At 67.5% G+C, this 18,443-nt stretch carries 15 protein-coding genes; 13 read left to right on the top strand and 2 right to left on the bottom strand.

All coding sequences use genetic code 11. The features are described 5' to 3' along the window. Positions 1 to 3 precede the first annotated feature (3 nt). The 8 genes from AC1RMY_RS23790 to AC1RMY_RS23755 are packed head-to-tail and all read left to right on the top strand — an operon-like array spanning position 4 to position 10,883. Complete coding sequence (locus tag AC1RMY_RS23790; protein ID WP_492868808.1) at positions 4 to 1,353, top strand: CmpA/NrtA family ABC transporter substrate-binding protein; 1,350 nt, start codon at positions 4 to 6, stop codon at positions 1,351 to 1,353. 3 nt (positions 1,354 to 1,356) lie between these two features. After that, positions 1,357 to 2,571, top strand: coding sequence for an NAD(P)/FAD-dependent oxidoreductase (locus AC1RMY_RS23785; RefSeq protein WP_492868807.1), 1,215 nt, complete (start codon positions 1,357 to 1,359; stop codon positions 2,569 to 2,571). Position 2,572: 1 nt separating this feature from the next. After that, positions 2,573 to 5,293 carry a nitrate reductase gene (locus AC1RMY_RS23780; RefSeq protein ID WP_492868805.1) on the top strand — a complete coding sequence of 907 codons (2,721 nt, stop codon included), beginning with the start codon at positions 2,573 to 2,575 and terminating at the stop codon, positions 5,291 to 5,293. 48 nt (positions 5,294 to 5,341) lie between these two features. Then, complete coding sequence (gene ntrB / locus AC1RMY_RS23775) at positions 5,342 to 6,250, top strand: nitrate ABC transporter permease (protein ID WP_492868804.1); 909 nt, start codon at positions 5,342 to 5,344, stop codon at positions 6,248 to 6,250. Between the two features lie 10 nt (positions 6,251 to 6,260). Continuing rightward, complete coding sequence (locus tag AC1RMY_RS23770; protein WP_492868802.1) at positions 6,261 to 7,052, top strand: ABC transporter ATP-binding protein; 792 nt, start codon at positions 6,261 to 6,263, stop codon at positions 7,050 to 7,052. A 10-nt stretch (positions 7,053 to 7,062) separates the two neighbouring features. Next, positions 7,063 to 7,482, top strand: a complete 420-nt coding sequence (locus AC1RMY_RS23765) for a globin family protein (protein ID WP_492868801.1) — start codon at positions 7,063 to 7,065, stop codon at positions 7,480 to 7,482. Between the two features lie 21 nt (positions 7,483 to 7,503). Beyond that, entirely contained in the window at positions 7,504 to 9,303 is a 1,800-nt protein-coding gene (locus AC1RMY_RS23760) for a NirA family protein (protein ID WP_492868799.1), read from the top strand. Continuing rightward, positions 9,300 to 10,883, top strand: a complete 1,584-nt coding sequence (locus tag AC1RMY_RS23755) for a sulfite reductase subunit alpha (protein WP_492868798.1) — start codon at positions 9,300 to 9,302, stop codon at positions 10,881 to 10,883. The genes AC1RMY_RS23760 and AC1RMY_RS23755 overlap by 4 nt, the downstream gene beginning before the upstream one ends. A gap of 153 nt (positions 10,884 to 11,036) precedes the next feature. Here AC1RMY_RS23755 and uxuA read toward each other — a convergent pair whose 3' ends face one another. Both uxuA and AC1RMY_RS23745 read right to left on the bottom strand, forming a co-directional pair. Beyond that, on the bottom strand, positions 11,037 to 12,233 hold the full coding sequence (gene uxuA, locus AC1RMY_RS23750; protein ID WP_492868796.1) for a mannonate dehydratase: 1,197 nt from the start codon (positions 12,231 to 12,233) through the stop codon (positions 11,037 to 11,039). A gap of 88 nt (positions 12,234 to 12,321) precedes the next feature. Then, the gene (locus AC1RMY_RS23745) at positions 12,322 to 13,017 is read right to left on the bottom strand and encodes a GntR family transcriptional regulator (RefSeq protein WP_492868794.1); all 696 of its coding nucleotides are present in this window, start codon (positions 13,015 to 13,017) and stop codon (positions 12,322 to 12,324) included. A gap of 160 nt (positions 13,018 to 13,177) precedes the next feature. Here AC1RMY_RS23745 and AC1RMY_RS23740 point away from each other — a divergent pair, with 160 nt between their 5' ends. The 5 genes from AC1RMY_RS23740 (at position 13,178) to AC1RMY_RS23720 (ending at position 18,443) form a co-directional block, all read left to right on the top strand. Further along, positions 13,178 to 14,368 carry an ABC transporter substrate-binding protein gene (locus AC1RMY_RS23740; RefSeq protein WP_492868792.1) on the top strand — a complete coding sequence of 397 codons (1,191 nt, stop codon included), beginning with the start codon at positions 13,178 to 13,180 and terminating at the stop codon, positions 14,366 to 14,368. Between the two features lie 149 nt (positions 14,369 to 14,517). Beyond that, on the top strand, positions 14,518 to 15,591 hold the full coding sequence (locus AC1RMY_RS23735) for an ABC transporter ATP-binding protein (RefSeq protein WP_492868790.1): 1,074 nt from the start codon (positions 14,518 to 14,520) through the stop codon (positions 15,589 to 15,591). Continuing rightward, positions 15,588 to 16,478, top strand: a complete 891-nt coding sequence (locus AC1RMY_RS23730) for an ABC transporter permease (RefSeq protein WP_492868788.1) — start codon at positions 15,588 to 15,590, stop codon at positions 16,476 to 16,478. Before AC1RMY_RS23735 ends, AC1RMY_RS23730 begins: the two co-directional genes overlap by 4 nt. 4 nt (positions 16,479 to 16,482) lie before the next feature. Then, the gene (locus AC1RMY_RS23725; protein ID WP_492868786.1) at positions 16,483 to 17,313 is read left to right on the top strand and encodes an ABC transporter permease; all 831 of its coding nucleotides are present in this window, start codon (positions 16,483 to 16,485) and stop codon (positions 17,311 to 17,313) included. 98 nt (positions 17,314 to 17,411) lie between these two features. Beyond that, positions 17,412 to 18,443, top strand: coding sequence for a DNA topoisomerase IB (locus AC1RMY_RS23720; RefSeq protein WP_492868784.1), 1,032 nt, complete (start codon positions 17,412 to 17,414; stop codon positions 18,441 to 18,443).

The raw sequence follows: 18,443 nt of genomic DNA, 5'->3' as shown, positions 1-18,443 counted from the left end.
TCGATGACCAAGACAGTCGTGACCAAGCCGAAAGCCCATGCCATCAACGACCCGGCCATCGACGACCAGGCGATCGATGCGGGCCGTCGCCAGTTGCTCAAGCTCTCGGGCGCCGCGGCGCTGCTGAGCGCCGCCAGGCTGGCGTTGCCGTCGGGCGCTTTCGCGCAATCGGCCGGTCCCGAGGTCAAGGGCACGCGTCTCGGCTACATCGCGCTGACGGACGCCGCGCCGCTGATCATCGCCAAGGAGAAGGGGCTCTACGCCAAATACGGCCTGCCCGACATGGACATCTCCAAGCAGGCCTCCTGGGGCGCGACGCGCGACAACATGGCGCTGGGCTTCAAGGCCAACGGCATCGATGGCGGCCACATCCTGCGCCCGAAGACGCATCTCTACACCACCGGCAAGGTGATGCAGAACAGCCAGCCACTGCCGATGTACACGCTGCTGAACCTCAACGAGGACGGTCAGGCGATCTCGGTTTCCAACGAGTACAAGGACCTGAACGTCCAGAAGGATTCCTCGCCGCTGAAGCAGGCCTTCGAGCGCAAGAAGGCCGCCGGCAAGGAACTGACCGCCGCGATGACCTTCCCGGGCGGCACCCACGACCTCTGGATACGCTACTGGCTCGCCGCGGGTGGCATCGACCCCGACACCGACATCAAGGTCATCGTCGTGCCGCCGCCGCAGATGGTGGCGAACATGAAGGTCGGCACGATGGACTGCTTCTGCGTCGGTGAGCCTTGGAACGAGCAGCTCGTCAACCAGAACATCGGCTACACCGCGCTGACGACGGGCGAACTCTGGTCCCGTCATCCCGAAAAGATCCTCGGCATGCGCGCCGATTTCGTCGATGCCAACCCCAAGGCGACGCAGGCGATCCTGATGGCGGTGATGGAAGCCCAGCAATGGGCCGACAAGCGCGAAAATCGCCAGGAACTGTCGGAGATCGTCGGCAAGCGCCAGTGGTTCAACGTCCCCGTCAACGACATCAACAAGCGTCTGCTGGGGGACATCAACTATGGCAATGGCCGCGAGGTGAAGGGCACGAGCCTCCAGATGAAATTCTGGGGCGAGGGCGGCTCGACCTCCTATCCCTGGAAGTCGCTCGACACCTGGTTCGTCACCGAGAATATTCGCTGGGGCAAGTTCGAGCCGAATTTCGACATCAAGGCGCTGGTCGACAAGACCAATCGCGCCGATCTCTGGCGCGAGGCGGCCAAGACGCTGGGCGTCGCGGGGGCTCCGACGGCCGACTCGCGCGGCGTCGAGACCTTCTTCGACGGCATGAAGTTCGATCCGGCGGCGCCGATGGACTACCTCAAGGCCCTCAAGATCAAGCGGGTGGCCTGAGGCATGGCTGAGCCCCTGATCATCGTCGGGAAGGGCATGGCCGCGACGCGGCTGGTTGACGAGCTCAGCCAGCGCGCGCTCGGCCGCTATTCCATCGCGGTGATCGGGGCGGAAGGCCGCCTGGCCTATAACCGGGTGCTGCTCTCGCCGCTGCTGGCGGGCGAGATCGCCGAGCCCGACATCGAGCTGAAGCCCGCCGCCTGGTGGAAGGCGCGCGGCGTCTCGACGCTCTATGGCCGCGCCGTCGCGACGATCGACCGCGCCGCCAAGACTGTCACGCTGGAGGACGGGCTGGCCCTGCCTTACGCCAAGCTCGTCCTGGCGACGGGCTCGAAGCCGCTGAAGCCGGCCTTTCCGGGCGGCGACCTGCCGGGTGTCGCGACCTTCCGCGACACCACCGACGTCAAGGCGATGCGCAGCTTTGCCGAGCGCGGCGCACGCATCGTCGTCATCGGCGGCGGCCTGCTCGGGCTGGAAGCCGCCTATGGCCTGTCGAAGGCGGGCGGACAGGTGACGCTGCTGCATCTGGTCGACCGGCTGATGGAGCGTCAGCTCGACGCCGAGGGGGCGGCGCTTCTGGCCTCGGCGATCACCGCGCGCGGCATCGCGGTTCGGCTGAACAGCGCGACGAAGGGCTTCACCGGCACAGGCAAGGTCGAGGGCGTCGAATTGCAGGACGGCACGGTGATCCCTGCCGACCTCGTCGTCATCGCCATCGGCGTGCGGCCGAACACCGATCTCGCCAAGGCCGCCGGTCTCGCCGTCAACCGCGGCATCGTCGTCGACGACGGCATGGCCAGCGACGACGCGTCGATCTTCGCGATCGGCGAATGCGCCGAGCATCGCGGCAGCGTCTACGGGCTGGTCGAGCCCGCCTATGAGCAGGCGCGGGTGCTGGCGACGCGGCTCGCCGGCAAGCCCGCCGCCTATGAGGGCTCGCTGCTTGCGACCAATCTCAAGGTCAGCGGCGTCGGCGTCTTCTCGGCCGGCGATTTCGAGGCGGGCGAAGCCGACGAGACGCTCGTGCTGCGCGACCGTTTCGCCGGCATCTACCGCAAATTCGTGCTCCGCGAGGGCCGTGTCGCCGGCTGCGTCCTCGTTGGCGACACGCAAGGGGCGCTGTTCTATCTCGGCCTGATCCGATCCGGGCGGGACATCTCCGCCATACGTGCCGACCTGCCCTTCGGCGAGCCCTACTGCATCGGGAGGGCTGCCTGAGATGCGTGGCGAGACGATCCTCCCTGAAACCGGCACGCCCCGGGGCGATCTGCCCAAGGCGGCGGTCTGCACGACCTGCCCTTATTGTGGCGTCGGCTGCGGCGTTCTGGCGACCCCCGACGGCAAGGGCGGCGCGATGATCGCGGGCGATCCGTCCCATCCCGCCAATCTCGGCCGGCTCTGCTCGAAGGGCTCCGCTCTGGGCGAGACGCTGGGTCTGGGCTCGCGCGTGCTGCATCCGATGCGCCGCAACGCCGAAGGCGGCTATGACCGGGTGGGTTGGGATGTCGCGCTCGACGCGGTGGCCGATGGCCTGCGGACGATCAGCGAGCGCGACGGGCCCGATGCGGTCGCCTTCTACCTCTCGGGCCAGCTCCTGACCGAGGATTACTACGTCGCCAACAAGCTGATGAAGGGCTTCATCGGCTCGCCTCATGTCGACACGAATTCGCGGCTCTGCATGTCCTCGACGGTCGCGGGCCATAGGCGCGTGCTCGGTTCCGACACCGTGCCGGGCAACTACGAGGACCTCGACAGCGCCGATCTGATCGTGCTCGTCGGCTCCAATACCGCCTGGTGCCACCCTGTCCTGTTCCGCCGCATGCAGCAGAACCGGGCGCAGCGCGGCGCCCGGATCGTCGTCATCGATCCGCGCGTCACCGCGACGGCGGAAGACGCCGACATGGTCTTAGGCATCAAGCCCGGCTCGGATTCGGTGCTGTTCGCCGGCCTGCTCGTGCATCTCGCCGCGAACGGCCTGACCGACGGCACCTGGCTCGCCCGCCATGTCGCCGGTTACGACGCAGCGCTCGAAAATGCGCGCGAGCTCGCCCCGAGCATCGCGAAGGTGGCCGAGCGGACCGGGCTGACCCCGGTCGATATCGCCGCCTTCTACGAACTCTGGGGTGCGACGCCGGCCGTTGTCACGGCCTGGAGCCAGGGCGTCAACCAGTCGGCGCAGGGCACCGACAAGGTCGCTTCCATCCTGCATTGCCACCTCGCCACCGGCCGTATCGGCCGCCCGGGCGGTGGGCCGCTCTCCCTGACCGGCCAGCCCAACGCGATGGGCGGGCGCGAGGTCGGCGGCCTCGCCAACATGCTCGCCGCCCATATGGGCTATTCGGCCGCCGAGATCGACCGCGTCGGGCGCTTCTGGAAGGCGCCTAGCATGGCGCAGGCCGAGGGGCTCAAGGCGGTGGCGATGATGGAGGCCGTAGCCAGCGGCCGCATCAAGGCGCTCTGGGTGATGGCGACCAACCCGGCCGTCTCGCTGCCGCGCGCCGACGCGGTCAAGGCCGTGCTCGGCGGCCTCGATCTCTTCATCGTCTCCGAAAACGTGCTCTCGAACGACACGCTTTCGGCCAAGCCCCATTTCATCCTGCCGGCCGCAGCCTGGGGCGAGAAGGACGGCACCGTCACCAATTCCGAGCGCCGCATCTCGCGCCAGCGCGCCTTCCTCGACCTTCCGGGCGAGGTGAAGCCGGACTGGTGGATCATCTGCGAGGTCGCGAAACGCCTCGGCTTCGGCGAGGCCTTCGCTTATGCCGGCCCCTCCGAGATCTATGCCGAGCACGCCGCGCTCTCGGCCTTCGAGAATGACGGCAGCCGCGACTTCGACATCGGCGCCCATGCCGGCCTGCCGAAGCGGACCTATGATGCGCTCAAACCCGTGCAATGGCCGGTGCCTGCCGGCAAGCCGCTGGGAACGCCGCGTCTCTTCGCGCAGGGCGGCTTCTTCACCGGCGATGGCCGCGCGAAGATGGCGCCGCTAGCGGTCCCGGCGCTGGCCAATTCAACGAACGCGGACTTCCCGCTGCTGCTCAACACCGGCCGTATCCGCGATCACTGGCACACCATGACGCGCACGGGCCTCAGCCCCCGTCTCAGCGCCCACATTTCCGAGCCGTCCGTCCAGGTGAACCCGGCCGACGCCGCGCGCTTCGGGCTGACCGAGGGCGGTTTCGCCCGCATCAGCAACGCCTTCGGTGCGGTCGTCCTCAAGGTCGTATTCGACCAGGGCGTCCAGCCCGGCTCGCTCTTCGCGCCGATCCATTGGTCCGGCGAGACGGCCTCGCATGCCCGCATCGGTGCCGCCGTCCAGCCGGCCTGCGATCCCTTCTCCGGCCAGCCCGAGATGAAGGCGACGCCCTCGGCCATCGCGCCGGCAGCCTATGCCTCGCAGGGCTTCGTGCTGTCGCGCGACGGGTTCGCGCTGCCGGAGGGGAGCTGGTGGTCGAAGCTCGCCGTGGAGGGTGGCGAGGGCCGCCTCTTCGCGACCGATGCCACGCCGGCCGAACTGATGGCGGCCGTCCGCGCCGCCTTCGGCGAGGAGGGCCTGACCGAGATGGTCGATGCCAAGGGCGGCGTCTATCGCTGCGCCGTCCTGCGCGAGGGCCGGTTGGGCATGGCGCTTTTCGTAGCCCCGGCCGGTCGCGCGCCGCTCTGGGACACGGTCAAACTCGCCTTCGCCGATGCGCAGGCCCTGCCGGAGAACCGGCTGGCACTGCTCGCCGGGCGCAGCCTCGACGGCGCGGCCGATCCCGGCCCGACCGTCTGCGCTTGCTTCGGCGTCGGCCTCAACGCGATCCGCGCCGCCTTCGCCGGCGGCGCGGCCAGCCCTGAGGACATCGGCCGGCAGCTCAAGGCCGGCACCAATTGCGGTTCATGCCTCCCGGAAATCCGCCGGATCGGCGCGCAGGCGCGCGCCACGGTCGCGGCGTGAGGAGGGCGGCATGAACCTGTTCAAAACCAGCAACCAGAGGAGGACCCGATGGGTCAGGCTGTCTTGAAGGAAGCCACAGTGGGAGCGACCGTCGTCGCCCTGCCGGGCGCCAAGCCCGGCGTGGTGTCGTTGCCTGCGCCGACGCGCAAACCGCTGAGCCAGCGCCTGCTGACCTGGCTCAGGGCGGTGCTGGTCAATGTCCTGCCCCCGCTGGTGACGGTGGCGCTGATCGCGCTGTTCTGGCAGATCGCCGCGTCCGGTCCGCAATCCTCGCTGCCGCCCCCGACCAAGATCTGGGAGGAGGCCAAGGATCTGATCGTCGAGCCGTTCTACTGGGCAGGCTCGCAGGATATCGGGCTCGGCTGGCGCATCCTGGTCTCGCTCCAGCGCGTCGCCATCGGCTTCAGCCTGGCGGCGGTGGTCGGCGTCCTGCTCGGCGCCGTCGTCGGCCAGTCGGTCTGGGCGATGCGTGGGCTCGATCCGGTCTTCCAGGTGCTGCGCACCGTGCCGCCGCTGGCCTGGCTGCCGCTCTCGCTCGCGGCCTTCCGCGACAGCCAGCCCTCGGCGATCTTCGTGATCTTCATCACCGCGATCTGGCCGGTGATCATCAACACGGCGGTCGGCATCCGCAACATTCCGCAGGACTACCGCAACGTCGCGCAAGTGCTGCGGCTGAACCAGGTCGAGTTCTTCTTCAAGATCATGGTGCCTTCGGCTGCGCCCTACATCTTCACCGGCTTGCGGATCGGCGTCGGCCTGTCCTGGCTCGCCATCGTCGCGGCCGAGATGCTGACCGGCGGCGTCGGCATCGGCTTCTTCATCTGGGATGCGTGGAACTCCTCGCGCCTGTCCGACATCATCGTGGCGCTCATCTACATCGGCGTCGTCGGCTTCCTGCTCGACCGCCTCGTCGCCTTCGTCGGCACCATCGTCACCCGCGGCACCCTGACCAACTGAGGAGGCGAGCATGAGCTATCTCAAGATCGACCACGTCGACAAACGCTTCCAGCGCGGCGCCGCCACGACCGAAGTGCTGAAGGATATCAATCTCGTCATCGACAAGGGCGAATATGTCTCGGTGATCGGCCATTCCGGCTGCGGCAAGTCGACCCTGCTCAACATCATCGCGGGGCTGACGCCGGTGAGCGAAGGCGGCGTGCTGCTGGAGAACCGCGAGGTCCGCGAGCCCGGCCCGGAGCGCGCCGTGGTCTTCCAGAACCATTCGCTGCTGCCCTGGCTCACCGTCTACGACAATGTCGCGCTCGCCGTGAACAAGGTCTTCGGCGCCACCAAGAGCCGGGCCGAGCGGCATGACTGGATCATGCACAACCTCGAGCTCGTCCAGATGGGACACGCCAGGGACAAGCGCCCGGGCGAGATTTCGGGCGGCATGAAGCAGCGCGTCGGCATTGCGCGCGGCCTGTCCATGGAGCCGAAGATCCTGCTGCTCGACGAGCCCTTCGGCGCGCTCGACGCCCTGACCCGCGCCCATCTGCAGGACTCGATCATGCAGATCCACGCCACGCTCGGGAACACGATGATCATGATCACCCATGACGTCGATGAGGCCGTGCTGCTCTCGGACCGGATCGTGATGATGACCAATGGCCCCTCCGCCCGCATCGGCGAGGTGCTCGACGTCCGGCTCGACCGGCCGCGCAAGCGTCTCGACCTCGTTTCCGACCGGACCTACATCGCCGCCCGCGAGGCGGTGCTGAAGTTCCTCTATGAGCGCCACCGCTTCGTCGAAGCCGCCTGAGGAGCAGCAAATGACCCCCGATCAGGTTTCCGAGATCAAGGCGAGCTTCTCCAAGGTCGCCCCCATCGCCGAGCAGGCCGCCGCCTTGTTCTACGGCCGCCTGTTCGAGATCGCCCCCGAAGTCCGCCCGCTGTTCAAGGCGAGCGACATGAAGGAGCAGGGCCGCAAGCTGATGGGCACGCTCGCCGTGGTGGTGAAGGGGCTCGACGACCTGCCGGCCCTGATGCCGGCGGTGAACGCGCTGGCGGTCAAGCACAATGGCTATGGCGTGACCGCGGCCCACTACGCGCCCGTCGGCGCGGCATTGCTCTGGACGCTGGAGCAGGGGCTCGGCGACGGCTTCACGCCCGCTGTTCGGGACGCCTGGACGAGCGCCTACGGCACCTTGTCCGGCGCCATGATCGCCGCAGCCGGCCAAGGCACGGCCTGATCCGTCAGCCAGAGCAAGATCATGAGCGAAGATTTCACCCCCGACCAGAAGCGCTACCTCGAAGGCTTCATGAGCGGCATGCAGTCGGCCCGCACGGCGCGCGGACTGGGCCCGCTCGGCGGCGCGCCCGGCGCAGGCGGCTCGGGCAAGCCGAGCGGCCCGGACCGGGAACATCAGGAGGCGCAGGCGAGGACCGTCGCTGCTGGCGGCAAGCTTGCGCAGCAGGAGAAGTGGAAGCAGGCCGAGCACCCCTTCGACGCCTATGCCCGCTTCAAGGCACAGGCCGCAGCCGGCGTCTATCCCAAGCCGGAGGACGATTTCCGCTGGCGCTATCACGGCCTGTTCTACGTGGCCCCGGCGCAGAACAGCTATATGTGCCGCCTGCGCATTCCCAACGGCATCCTGAAGGCTTGGCAGTTCGCGGGCGTCGCCGACCTCGCCGAGAAACTCTGCGGCCCCTATTCCCATGTCACCACGCGCGCCAATCTGCAGGTCCGCGAGATTCCGGCCGAGAACGCCGCCGCGCTGCTCGAAGGCCTCGCCGATCTCGGGCTGACGGCGAAAGGCTCCGGCGCCGACAACATCCGCAACGTCACGGGTTCCGCCACGGCCGGCATCGATCCGCTCGAACTGCTGGACACGCGCCCCCATGCCCGCGCCTGGCACCACCACATCCTGAACGATCGCTCGCTCTACGGGCTGCCGCGCAAGTTCAACGTCGCCTTCGACGGCGCGGGCTCGATCGCGACGCTGGAGGACACCAACGATATCGGCTTCCAGGCGATCGAGGTCGGCGACGGCGCCTCCTTTGAGGGCCAGCCGGTCGAGCCCGGCATCTGGTATCGCCTCGCTCTCGGCGGCATCACCGGCCACAAGGACCTCGCCCGCGACACCGGCGTCATCGTCGCGCCATCCGATGCCATCGCGGTCTCGGATGCGATCGTGCGCGTCTTCATCGCCAACGGCAACCGCACCGACCGCAACAAGTCGCGGTTGAAATACGTTCTCGACGCCTGGGGCTTCGACACGTTCCTCGCCGCGGTCGAGGAGAAGCTCGGCCGCAAGCTGATCCGGCTCGATGCCGCCTTCGTGAAGCCCCGGCCGGTCTATGACCGCCTCGGCCATATCGGCGTGCACGCCCAGGCCCAGGCCGGCCTGAACTGGATCGGCGTCGCGCTTCCGGTCGGCAAGCTCACCGTCCAGCAGATGCGCGTCATCGCCTCGATCTCGCAGGCCTGCGGCGATGGCGACATCCGCCTCACCGTCTGGCAGAACCTGCTGATCTCCGGCGTGCCGGATGCCAAGGTCGAGGACGTCATCGCCAATCTCCAGGCCATCGGGCTTTCGGCGGAGACCTCGATCCTGCGCGCCGGGCTCATCGCCTGCACCGGCGCCACGGGCTGCAAGTTCGCCGGCGCCCACACCAAGGAAGATGCGCTCGCCATCGCCGCCCATTGCGAGCCGCGCATCACGCTGGATACGCCGGTCAACATCCACCTGACCGGCTGCCACAACTCCTGTGCCCAGCACTATATCGGCGATCTCGGCCTGATCGGCGCCAAGGTGCCGGTCAGCGACGAGGGCGACACGGTGCCGGGCTATCATGTCTTCGTCGGCGGCGGCTTCGGCGTCGAGGGCGGCATCGGCCGCGAATTCCGCACCAATGTGAAGGCCGAGGAGGCGCCGGCGCTGGTCGAGTCGATCCTGCGCGCCTGGCAGGAGCATCGCGCCACGCCCGACGAGAGCTTCGTCGCCTTCGCGCGGCGCCACGAGATCGCGGCGCTGCAGGCCCTGGTCGCGCAGACGGGAGACGCGGCATGACCATCCAGACCCCGTCCCCCATCGTCCAGGTCCTGCCGGAGACCGCGCCGTTCAGCGAGGAACAGCGGTCCTGGCTGAACGGCTTCTTCGCCGGCCTTCTCTCGCTCGACAATGCCGGCGTCACCGCGCTGTCGCCGGCCGAGAACGCTGCCGTCATGGGCGAGGCCGATGACGGCGCCCCCTGGCACGATCCGTCGATGGAGATGGCCGAGCGCATGAAGCTGGCCGAGGGCAGGCCGCTGCCGCGCAAGCTCTTCGCCGCGATGGCGCAGCAGGATTGCGGCCAGTGCGGCTATGTCTGCGAGACCTATTCGGCGGCGATCGCCGAGGGCAAGGAACCTCGTCTCAATCTCTGCGCTCCCGGCGGCAAGGACACGCTGCGGATGCTTAAAGCCCTGACGGAGGAGGCGGGTTCTGCGCCGGCCCCTCTTTCGGCGGAACCCGCCGCCGCAGCTCCGCTCGGTCCGCTCGGGCGCTGCCGCGAGAACCCGGCGATGGCAACCTTTCTGTCGCGCAGGAAGCTCAATGGCGAGGGCTCCGAGAAGGAGACCTGGCATGTCGAGTTCGATCTCTCCGAATGCGGGCTCGACTACATCGTCGGCGACGCCTTCGGCATCGTCGCGCAGAACGACCCGCGTCTCGTCGATGCGGTGATAGCGCTGCTCGGCGCCCGCCCCGATGCCGATGTCGGCGGTACCACGTTGCGGCAGGCGCTGATCGCCGAGCGCGCGCTCGGGCCGGCGCCGGATGCGCTGTTCCAGCTCATCTCCTACGTCACTGGCGGCGAGACGCGCGCCAAGGCCAAGCGGCTGGCGGCGGGCGAGGACCCGGACGGCGATCTCGACCGTCTCGACGTGCTCGGCACTCTGCACAAGTTCGGTCAGGCCAGGCTTTCGGCGGAGGCCTTCGTCGAGGCGCTCGATCCGCTGCAGCCCCGGCTCTACTCGATCTCCTCCTCCTGCATCGCCACGCCCGGGCGCATTACGCTTACCGTCGATACGGTGCGCTACAAGATCGGCAGCCGCCCGCGCTGGGGCGTCGCCTCGACCTTCCTCGCCGAGCGCGTGCAGCCCGGCGACAAGGTGCCGGTCTACGTCCAGCGCGCCCATGGCTTCGGCCTGCCGGAGAACCCGGAAACGCCGATCATCATGTGCGGCCCCGGCACCGGGGTCGCCCCCTTCCGGGCCTTCCTGCACGACCGGCGCGCGACCAAAGCGCCGGGCAAGAACTGGCTGTTCTTCGGCCATCAGCGCCGGGCCAGCGACTTCTTCTACGAGGACGAACTGACCGCAATGAAGGAGGAGGGCGTCCTCACCGGCCTGACGCTGGCCTGGTCGCGCGACGGCAACGAGAAAATCTATGTCCAGGACCGCATGCGCGAGCGCGGTGCCGAACTCTTCGCCTGGCTCGAGCAGGGTGCGCATTTCTACGTCTGCGGCGATGCCAAGCGCATGGCCAAGGATGTCGAGCGCGCGATGGTCGACGTCGTCGCCGAGCACGGCAAGCGCTCGGCGGACGAGGCAGTGGCCTATGTCGCGGCGCTGAAAAAGGCCGGCCGCTATCAGGCCGACGTGTATTGATGTCCGGAAAGCTCGCTCGGAACCACAACGTCATCCCGGACGTAGCGAAGCGGAGCTCCGGGATCCATCGTAGAGCGCCGGAGCCCTCCGATGGATCCCGTGGCAGGCACGGAATGACGGGCGTGGCAACGAGCAAGCCCGCTTATCGACTGCTCAGGCGTGATACCCACGGAGCGAGCTCACCGCTGCCATCACGCCACGCAGTTCCGCGAGCCCGCGCAGGCGCCCGACTGCCGGATAGCCCGGGAACGAGCCCTTTCCGGCATCGTCGAGCAATTCATGGCCATGGTCCGGCCGCATCGGGATCTGCCAATGCGCCCATCCTGCCGCCTTGCGGCGCTGTTCCTCGGCCAGCAGGACTTCGACGAGGGCGACCATGTCGGTGTCGCCGCCGAGATGCTCGGCTTCCATGAAGGAGCCATCCGGGTCCTTGGCGACATTGCGCAGATGCGCGAACCAGATCCGGTCGGCGAAGCGCTTCGCGATGCCGGGCACGTCGTTCTTCGGATTGGCGCCGAGGGAGCCAGAGCACAGCGTCAGCCCGTTCGACGGGGAATCGACCGCGCCGAGGATGTAGGCGATGTCGTCCTCGTCCGAACAGATGCGCGGCAGGCCGAAAAGCGGGCGCGGCGGATCGTCGGGATGGATGCACATCCGGATGCCGACCTCCTCTGCGGTCGGGATCACGGCTTCGAGGAAGCGCTTGAGATTGGCGCGAAGCTGATCGTGGCTCATGCCGTGATAGCGCTCCAGCATGCGCTTCAGCCCCGGCACGTCGTAGCGGTCATAGGCGCCGGGCAGGCCTGCCATGATGTTGGCGAGAAGCCGGTCGCGATCGGCCTCGGAGGAGCGCTCGAACCAGGCCTTGGCGCGATCCATGATGTCGGCCGAATGCCCCTCCGCCGCGCCGGGGCGCTGCAGCATGAAATGGTCGAAGGCGACGTATTCGTGGATGTTGAAGCGCAGCGCCGTGCCGCCGCCGGGCAGGCGGTGGGCAAGCTCGGTGCGCGTCCAGTCCAGCACCGGCATGAAGTTGTAGCACACCACCTCCAGCCCACAGGCGGCGAGGTTGCGCAGGGACTGCCGATAGTTCTCGAAGATCGGCTCGAGATCGCCTTCGCCGATCTTCACCGTCTCATGGATCGGCAGGCTTTCGACCACGTTCCAGCGCAGCCCGAGGCTCGCATCACCCGTGATGATCGCCTTGCGCGCCTCGATCTCCTCGACGCTCCAGACCACGCCATAGGGGATCTGGTGCAGGGCGTTGACGATGCCGCGCGCGCCCGCCTGCCGGGCCTGCGAGAGCGTGACCACGTCGTCGGGGCCGAACCATCTCCAGCTCTGTTCCATCAGAAGCCCCGTTCGTTGAGAACATGGGTCATGGTCGCGTATCCTCTTCGTGTCTTTGCGTGGTCGTTGTTGCGGACCGGCCTGTGGATCAGTCGAGTCGGGCAGGGGTGGCGCTGCCGGCGAAGGCATCGACCTGGTCGCGCGCGATCGTCTCGATCGCGTCGAAGACGGTGCGCAGATGCGCCCGCATCGCGGCTTCCGCGCCCGCTTCGTCGCCCGTGACGACGCAATGCAGGATTTCGCGGTGCTGCGTCAGGATCATGTTCGGCCAGGCCGCGCTTTCGAGGGAAAGGCAGCGGACGCGGTCGAGCTGCGCCTTGACGCCCTCGATCAGGCTCCACACGGAAGGGTGGCCGGCGAGCCTCGCGAGTTCGGCATGGAACGCCTCGTCATGGCGGAAGAAGGAGACCCTGTCACCGGCGGCAAGGTCGCGCTCCTGCTGGCGGACGTTCTGCTCGAGCGCCGCCTTGCCCGCTGCATCGGCATGGCGGGCGGCCAGCGCGACCGTCCGGCATTCCAGCGTCTCGCGGACGAACTGGCTGTCATGCACGGCGGCGAGATCGATCGGCGCGACGAACGTCCCGACCTGCGGCACCACCATCAGGAAACCCTCCTCGACGAGGCGCTTGAACGCCTCGCGTACGGGCGTGCGGCTGACCCCGAAACGCACCGCCATGCGCGCTTCAGACATCGCCTCGCCCGGGCGCAGCGCCGCCGCGAGGATGTCTCCTCGCAACAGGCGGTGGATCTGATCGGTGCTCTGACGTGCTGCGGGGATGCCCATTGCCAAGCTCTGGTCGACTAGTATACTAGGATACCGACTATTCCGGGGTCGCGTCAATCGGCGCGAGCAACGGAGCCATCGAGGTGGCATCCTGATAGGGGTGCCGGCAGCTCGATCAACAAGAACGAAGCGGAAAATCCGCATCACCGGAGGAGAGGTCATGGTCCAGAGCAGAATCAATCGGCGTGAATTCATCGGCGGCGTCGCGGGCCTCGCTGGCGCCGCGCATGCGCCTTCCGTCTTCGCCCAGCAGCTCAAGCTGCCGACATCTCCGGTCGTCCTGTCGATCGTCGACGTCGCCGGCAATCTGGCGCTGACGCAGAAGGCGATCGAGAATTACCGCAAGGCCAAGCCCAACCTGGTCTCGCGCATCGTCTTCACCAAGGCGCCGTCGCCGGAACTCCCCGGCAAGATCAAGGCTCAGCAGGATGCCGGCCGCGTCGACATCGACATGGTGCTGACCGGCACGGATGCGCTCTCGGCCGGCGTCGACCAGAAGCTCTGGGTGCCGCTGCTGCCGCAGCTGGCCGGCAGCCTGCCCAAGCTCGACGAGATTTACCTCGAAGGCGCCGCCAAGATGCAAGCGCTTGCCAGCGGGCAGGGCGTCGTCGTCACCTATTATCCTTCCGGGCCGCTGCTCGAATACATGCCGGCCAAGGTCAAGACGGTCCCGACGACCGCTGAGGAATTGCTGGCCTGGACGCGCGAGAACAAGAACCGCTTCATCTATCCGCGCCCGGGCAATTCCGGCCCCGGCCGCACCTGGATGATGGGCCTGCCCTATCTGCTCGGCGACTCCGACCCGAAGGATCCGGTCAAGGGCTGGGACAAGACCTGGGCCTATCTCAAGGCGCTCGGCGAGAACATCGAATACTATCCCGGCGGCACCGGCGCGACGATGAAGGAGCTCGGCGACGGCTCCCGCGACATGACCGTGACCACGACGGGCTGGGACATCAACCCCCGCGTCCTCGGCGTCGTGCCGAAGGAAGCCAAGATCGCCGCGCTCAAGGGTTTCCACTGGGTCACGGACGCGCACTACATGTGCATCCCCAAGGGCGTTTCGGACGAGAAACTCGCCGTCCTCGTCGACCTGATGAACTTCCTCCTGACCAAGGAGCAGCAGGCCTACACCTATGACGAGGGCTATTTCTATCCGGGCCCGGCCGTGAAGGGCGTCACGCTCGACATGGCGCCGGCGGAAAGCCAGGCGGCGATCAAGGAATTCGGCCGGCCCGAATACGAGAAGCTGATCGCCGACAACCCGCTCCAGACACCGCTCGACCCGGAGAAGATGGTCGTCGCCTTCCGCATCTGGGACGAGCAGGTCGGCGGCGCCAAGCGCAAATGATCTAAGCGCAAATGATCTAAGCGTAAGCGGTCATTGCACAAGTAGCGCTGCGCAGGTGATCTTGCGCAGTCGGATGAATCGACCGGCGGCAGCCCGATATGAGCTGCCGCCGACCGGATCCTCGATCGAGACTTCAGCACGCGGTGGCCATGACGATTCACGCAGCTTCTTTCAGCGAGCTTAGGCTCGATCGCCTGAGCCGGGACTTCGGCACCCACAACGCACTGAAGGACGTCTCGCTGACGATCGGCAAGGGCGAATTCATCGCGCTTCTCGGCCCATCGGGTTGCGGCAAGTCGACGACGCTGAACATCATCGCGGGCCTCCTGCCCGCGACCGGCGGCGGCATCTGGCTCGACGACAAGCGCATCGACCCGCTCCGGCCGGAAGAGCGCGGCTTCGGCATGGTCTTCCAGAACTACGCGCTGTTCCCGCATATGAGTGTGACCAAGAACATCGGCTTCGGGCTGAAGATGCGTGGCGTGGCCAAGGCCGAGATCGAGCGCCGTGTCGCCGAGGCGGTGGCGCTGGTCCGCCTGCAGGGCCAGACCGAGAAACTCCCCGGCCAGCTCTCCGGCGGCCAGCAGCAGCGCGTCGCGATCGCGCGCGCCATCGTCGTCGAGCCGCCGCTAGTGCTGATGGACGAACCGCTCTCCAACCTCGACGCCAAGCTGCGCCTCGAGATGCGTGCCGAAATCCGCCGCATCCACAACACATTGGGCGCCACCACGATCTATGTGACGCACGACCAGGAAGAGGCCCTGTCGCTGGCTGATCGCATCGTGGTGATGCGCGACGGACAGGTCCGTCAGGTCGGCGTGCCGGAAGATCTGTTCTCACGACCCGACCATCTCGACGTCGCCGAATTCATGGGCTTCCGCAACAAGGTCGCCGGCCGTGCCGTTTCGGTCGCCGGCGAGCATGCGACGGTCGCCGTCGGCGAGGCCGCCATCGTCGGCCGTGCCCGCAGCACGATCGCGCCGGGCGGTGCCGCCCATGTCGCTGTTCGCCCCGAGGATCTGCACCCGGTTGCGGCCGGCAGCGCGGGCCTCAAGGCGCAGGTGATCTCGACCGAGTTCCGGGGGCGCGAATTCGTTGGCTTCGCCCGCATGGCCGACGGCACGGACCTGTCCTTCCTCGCCCATGACAAGCTCGCGCCCGGCGCCGAGGTCACGCTCGCTGCCGAGCCCGACCGCGTCCTCGTCTATGGGGATGCGGCGTGACCAGCTCCGCTCCCTCCATCCCGCTGAGCCAGAGGCTCGCCGCGCGCGGGCTCGACGGCCTGACCCTGCTGGTCCTGCCGGCGGTGTTCTTCTCGCTCGCGTTGTTCATCTACCCGTTCTTCTACGGGCTGTTCCTGTCCTTCACGCCGAAGGCGGGCGGCGTCCTCGCCAATTACCAGCGCTTCTTCTCGGACTCGTTCCTCTACGGCACGATCTCGACCACGCTCTGGCTGGCGCTGCCGGTGACAATCCTGACCTTGCTGATGGCGATCCCGATCGCTTTTCGCGTCCGGCTGATGACACATCAGCGCCTGCTGACCACGATCCTGGTGATCCCGATCACGCTCGGCACCGTGCTGGTCGCGCAGGGGCTGCTCAACTATCTCGGCCCGCAGGGCTGGTTCAACCGCGCCCTGATGACCGCGGGGCTGATCTCGTCTCCGGTGAAGCTCCTTCACAATTACTGGGGCGTGATGATCTCGCTGGTCATCACCGGCTTCCCCTTCACCTTCCTGCTGACGCTGTCCTATCTGTCGGGCGTCGATCCGGCGCTCGAACAGGCCGGCGCGACGCTGGGCGCCGGCCCGTGGCAGCGCTTCAAGCACATCCTGCTGCCCCTGCTGCTGCCGGGGCTCGCCATCACCTTCTGCCTGAGCTTCGTGCAGGCCTTCTCGGTCTTCCCCTCGGCTGTGCTGCTCGGCGCGCCTGCGGGCCCGACGCGCGTGATCTCGATCGCGGCCTATCAGGCGGCGTTCGAGGAATACGACTACTCGATGGCCTCGGCCGTCGCGATGATCATGGGCGTCGTCCAGCTCTCGATCGTCGTCGCGGTCCTGGCAGCGCGCGGGCTGCTCTATCGCGGCCCGGCCGGCGGCGGAAAGGGCTGATCCGATGGTCAAGGACACCCGCCTTTCGACCCGTCTCTGGGCCTTCGCCAACTGGGCCGTGATCGCCTTCTTCATCCTGAACCTGTTCGGGATGATCGCGACCGTGGTGACGAGTTCCTTCGCCACGCGCTGGCTCGGCACCTGGCTGCCGGCAGGCTGGACCACGCGCTGGTATTCCTCTGCCTGGGACGAGTTCCAGCTCTACGATGTGCTCTCGGTCACCTTCCAGATCGTCTTCCTGGTGGTCTTCCTCTCCGGCCTGATCGGCGTCCCGGCCGCCTATGCCCTGGCGCGCCGGGATTTCCCGGGCAAGAAGCTGATCATGCTGCTCTTCCTGCTGCCGCTGCTGGTGCCGCCGATCACCTTCGGCATTCCGCTGGCGACGGTGCTCTATCGGGCGGGACTGGCCGGCCAGATGTCGGGCGTCGTGCTCGCCAATCTCGTGCCGACGGTGCCCTTCGTCATCCTGGTGATGATCCCCTTCATCGAGCAGATCGACACCAAGATCGAGGCTGCGGCGCGCGTCTTCGGCGCCAACACCTTCAAGCTCTTCATCTACATCCTGCTGCCGCTGCTGGCGCCGGGCATCCTGGCGGCGCTGCTGCTCGTGCTGGTGCGCACCATCGCGATGTTCGAGCTGACCTTCCTCACCGCCGGCCCGACCAGCCAGACATTGGTCGTCGCGCTCTACTACGCCGTCTTCGCCGCCGGTGTGCGCGCGGTTCAGTCGATTGACGCCATGGCGGTGATCTACATGGTGACGACGCTGGTCTGGCTGCTGATTGCGCTGCGCTTCGTCAACCCGACGCAGATCGTGGCCCGCGCCAAGCGCTGACGGGCGGCACGCCGCCATCGCGGGACAGAAAACGAAGCCCCGTCCGGAACCGGACGGGGCTTTCGCGATTGAATCCGGGCAATCCCGGAGTTCCTGTCATGGCGCGCGTGATCTTCGACGAAGCCGATCCTGCCCCGGCGCCTTCGGCTCGCCTCAAACGCAGTTCGGCGGACAGGCTGACCATCACCCGCCGCAAGTCCGGCAAGGGCTTCAGCTATCGCGACGGCGACGGTGAGCGCATCACCGATCCGGCGACGCTCGCCCGCATCCGCTCGCTGGCCATCCCTCCGGCCTATTCGGACGTCCGCATCGCAGCCGATCCGCGCGCGCATCTCCAGGCCGTCGGCCATGACGAGGCCGGCCGCATCCAGCATCGCTACCATCCGGATTGGGAGAAGGTCCGCGAGCGCCGCAAGCTCAAGCGGCTGAAATGCCTGATCGATGCGCTACCGAAGCTGCGAATGGCGGTCGCGCGCGATCTCCGGGGTCGCAAGCTCAGCCGGGACAAGGCGCTGGCCTGCGCCGCAGCGATGATCGACCGCTGCCATATCCGCGTCGGCAACGAAGCCTATGCCAGGGCCAACGGCAGCCATGGCGCCTCGACGCTGCTGAAGCGCCACGTCACGATCGCGGGCAACCGGATCGAATTCGCCTTCAAGGGCAAGAGCGGCAAGCAGATCGCTTGCGCCCATGAGGACCGGACGCTAGCGCGCGCCCTGACCCGTGTCATGGCCCTGCCGGGCCGGCGCCTGCTGCAATATCGCCGCGACGACGGCAGCGTCGCCGAGATCAGGGCGAGCGAGATCAACGCCTATCTCAAGCGCGTCAGCGGCCTGCCGGTCAGCAGCAAGGATCTGCGCATGCTCGCCGCCAATGCCGCAGCGGCCGAACTGCTTCTGGCCGGCGAAACGGTCGCGACCGAAACCGGCAAGAAGCGCCAGCTCGCCGACATCATGCGGGCGATCTCCGAGCGGCTGGTCAACACGCCGGCCGTGGTGCGCAAGAGCTATGTCCACGAGATCGTGCTGCGCGCCCATGCCACCGGTCGGCTCAAGCGCGCTTACGACAAGGCGAGGGCGCGTGGCGCCTGCTCGCGCATCGAAAGGGCGCTCGGGCTGCTGGCAGCGTGA

This window comes from Allobosea sp. GW822-FHT03F07 (assembly GCF_058801345.1).
This window is presented reverse-complemented; position numbering and strand designations above follow the sequence as displayed.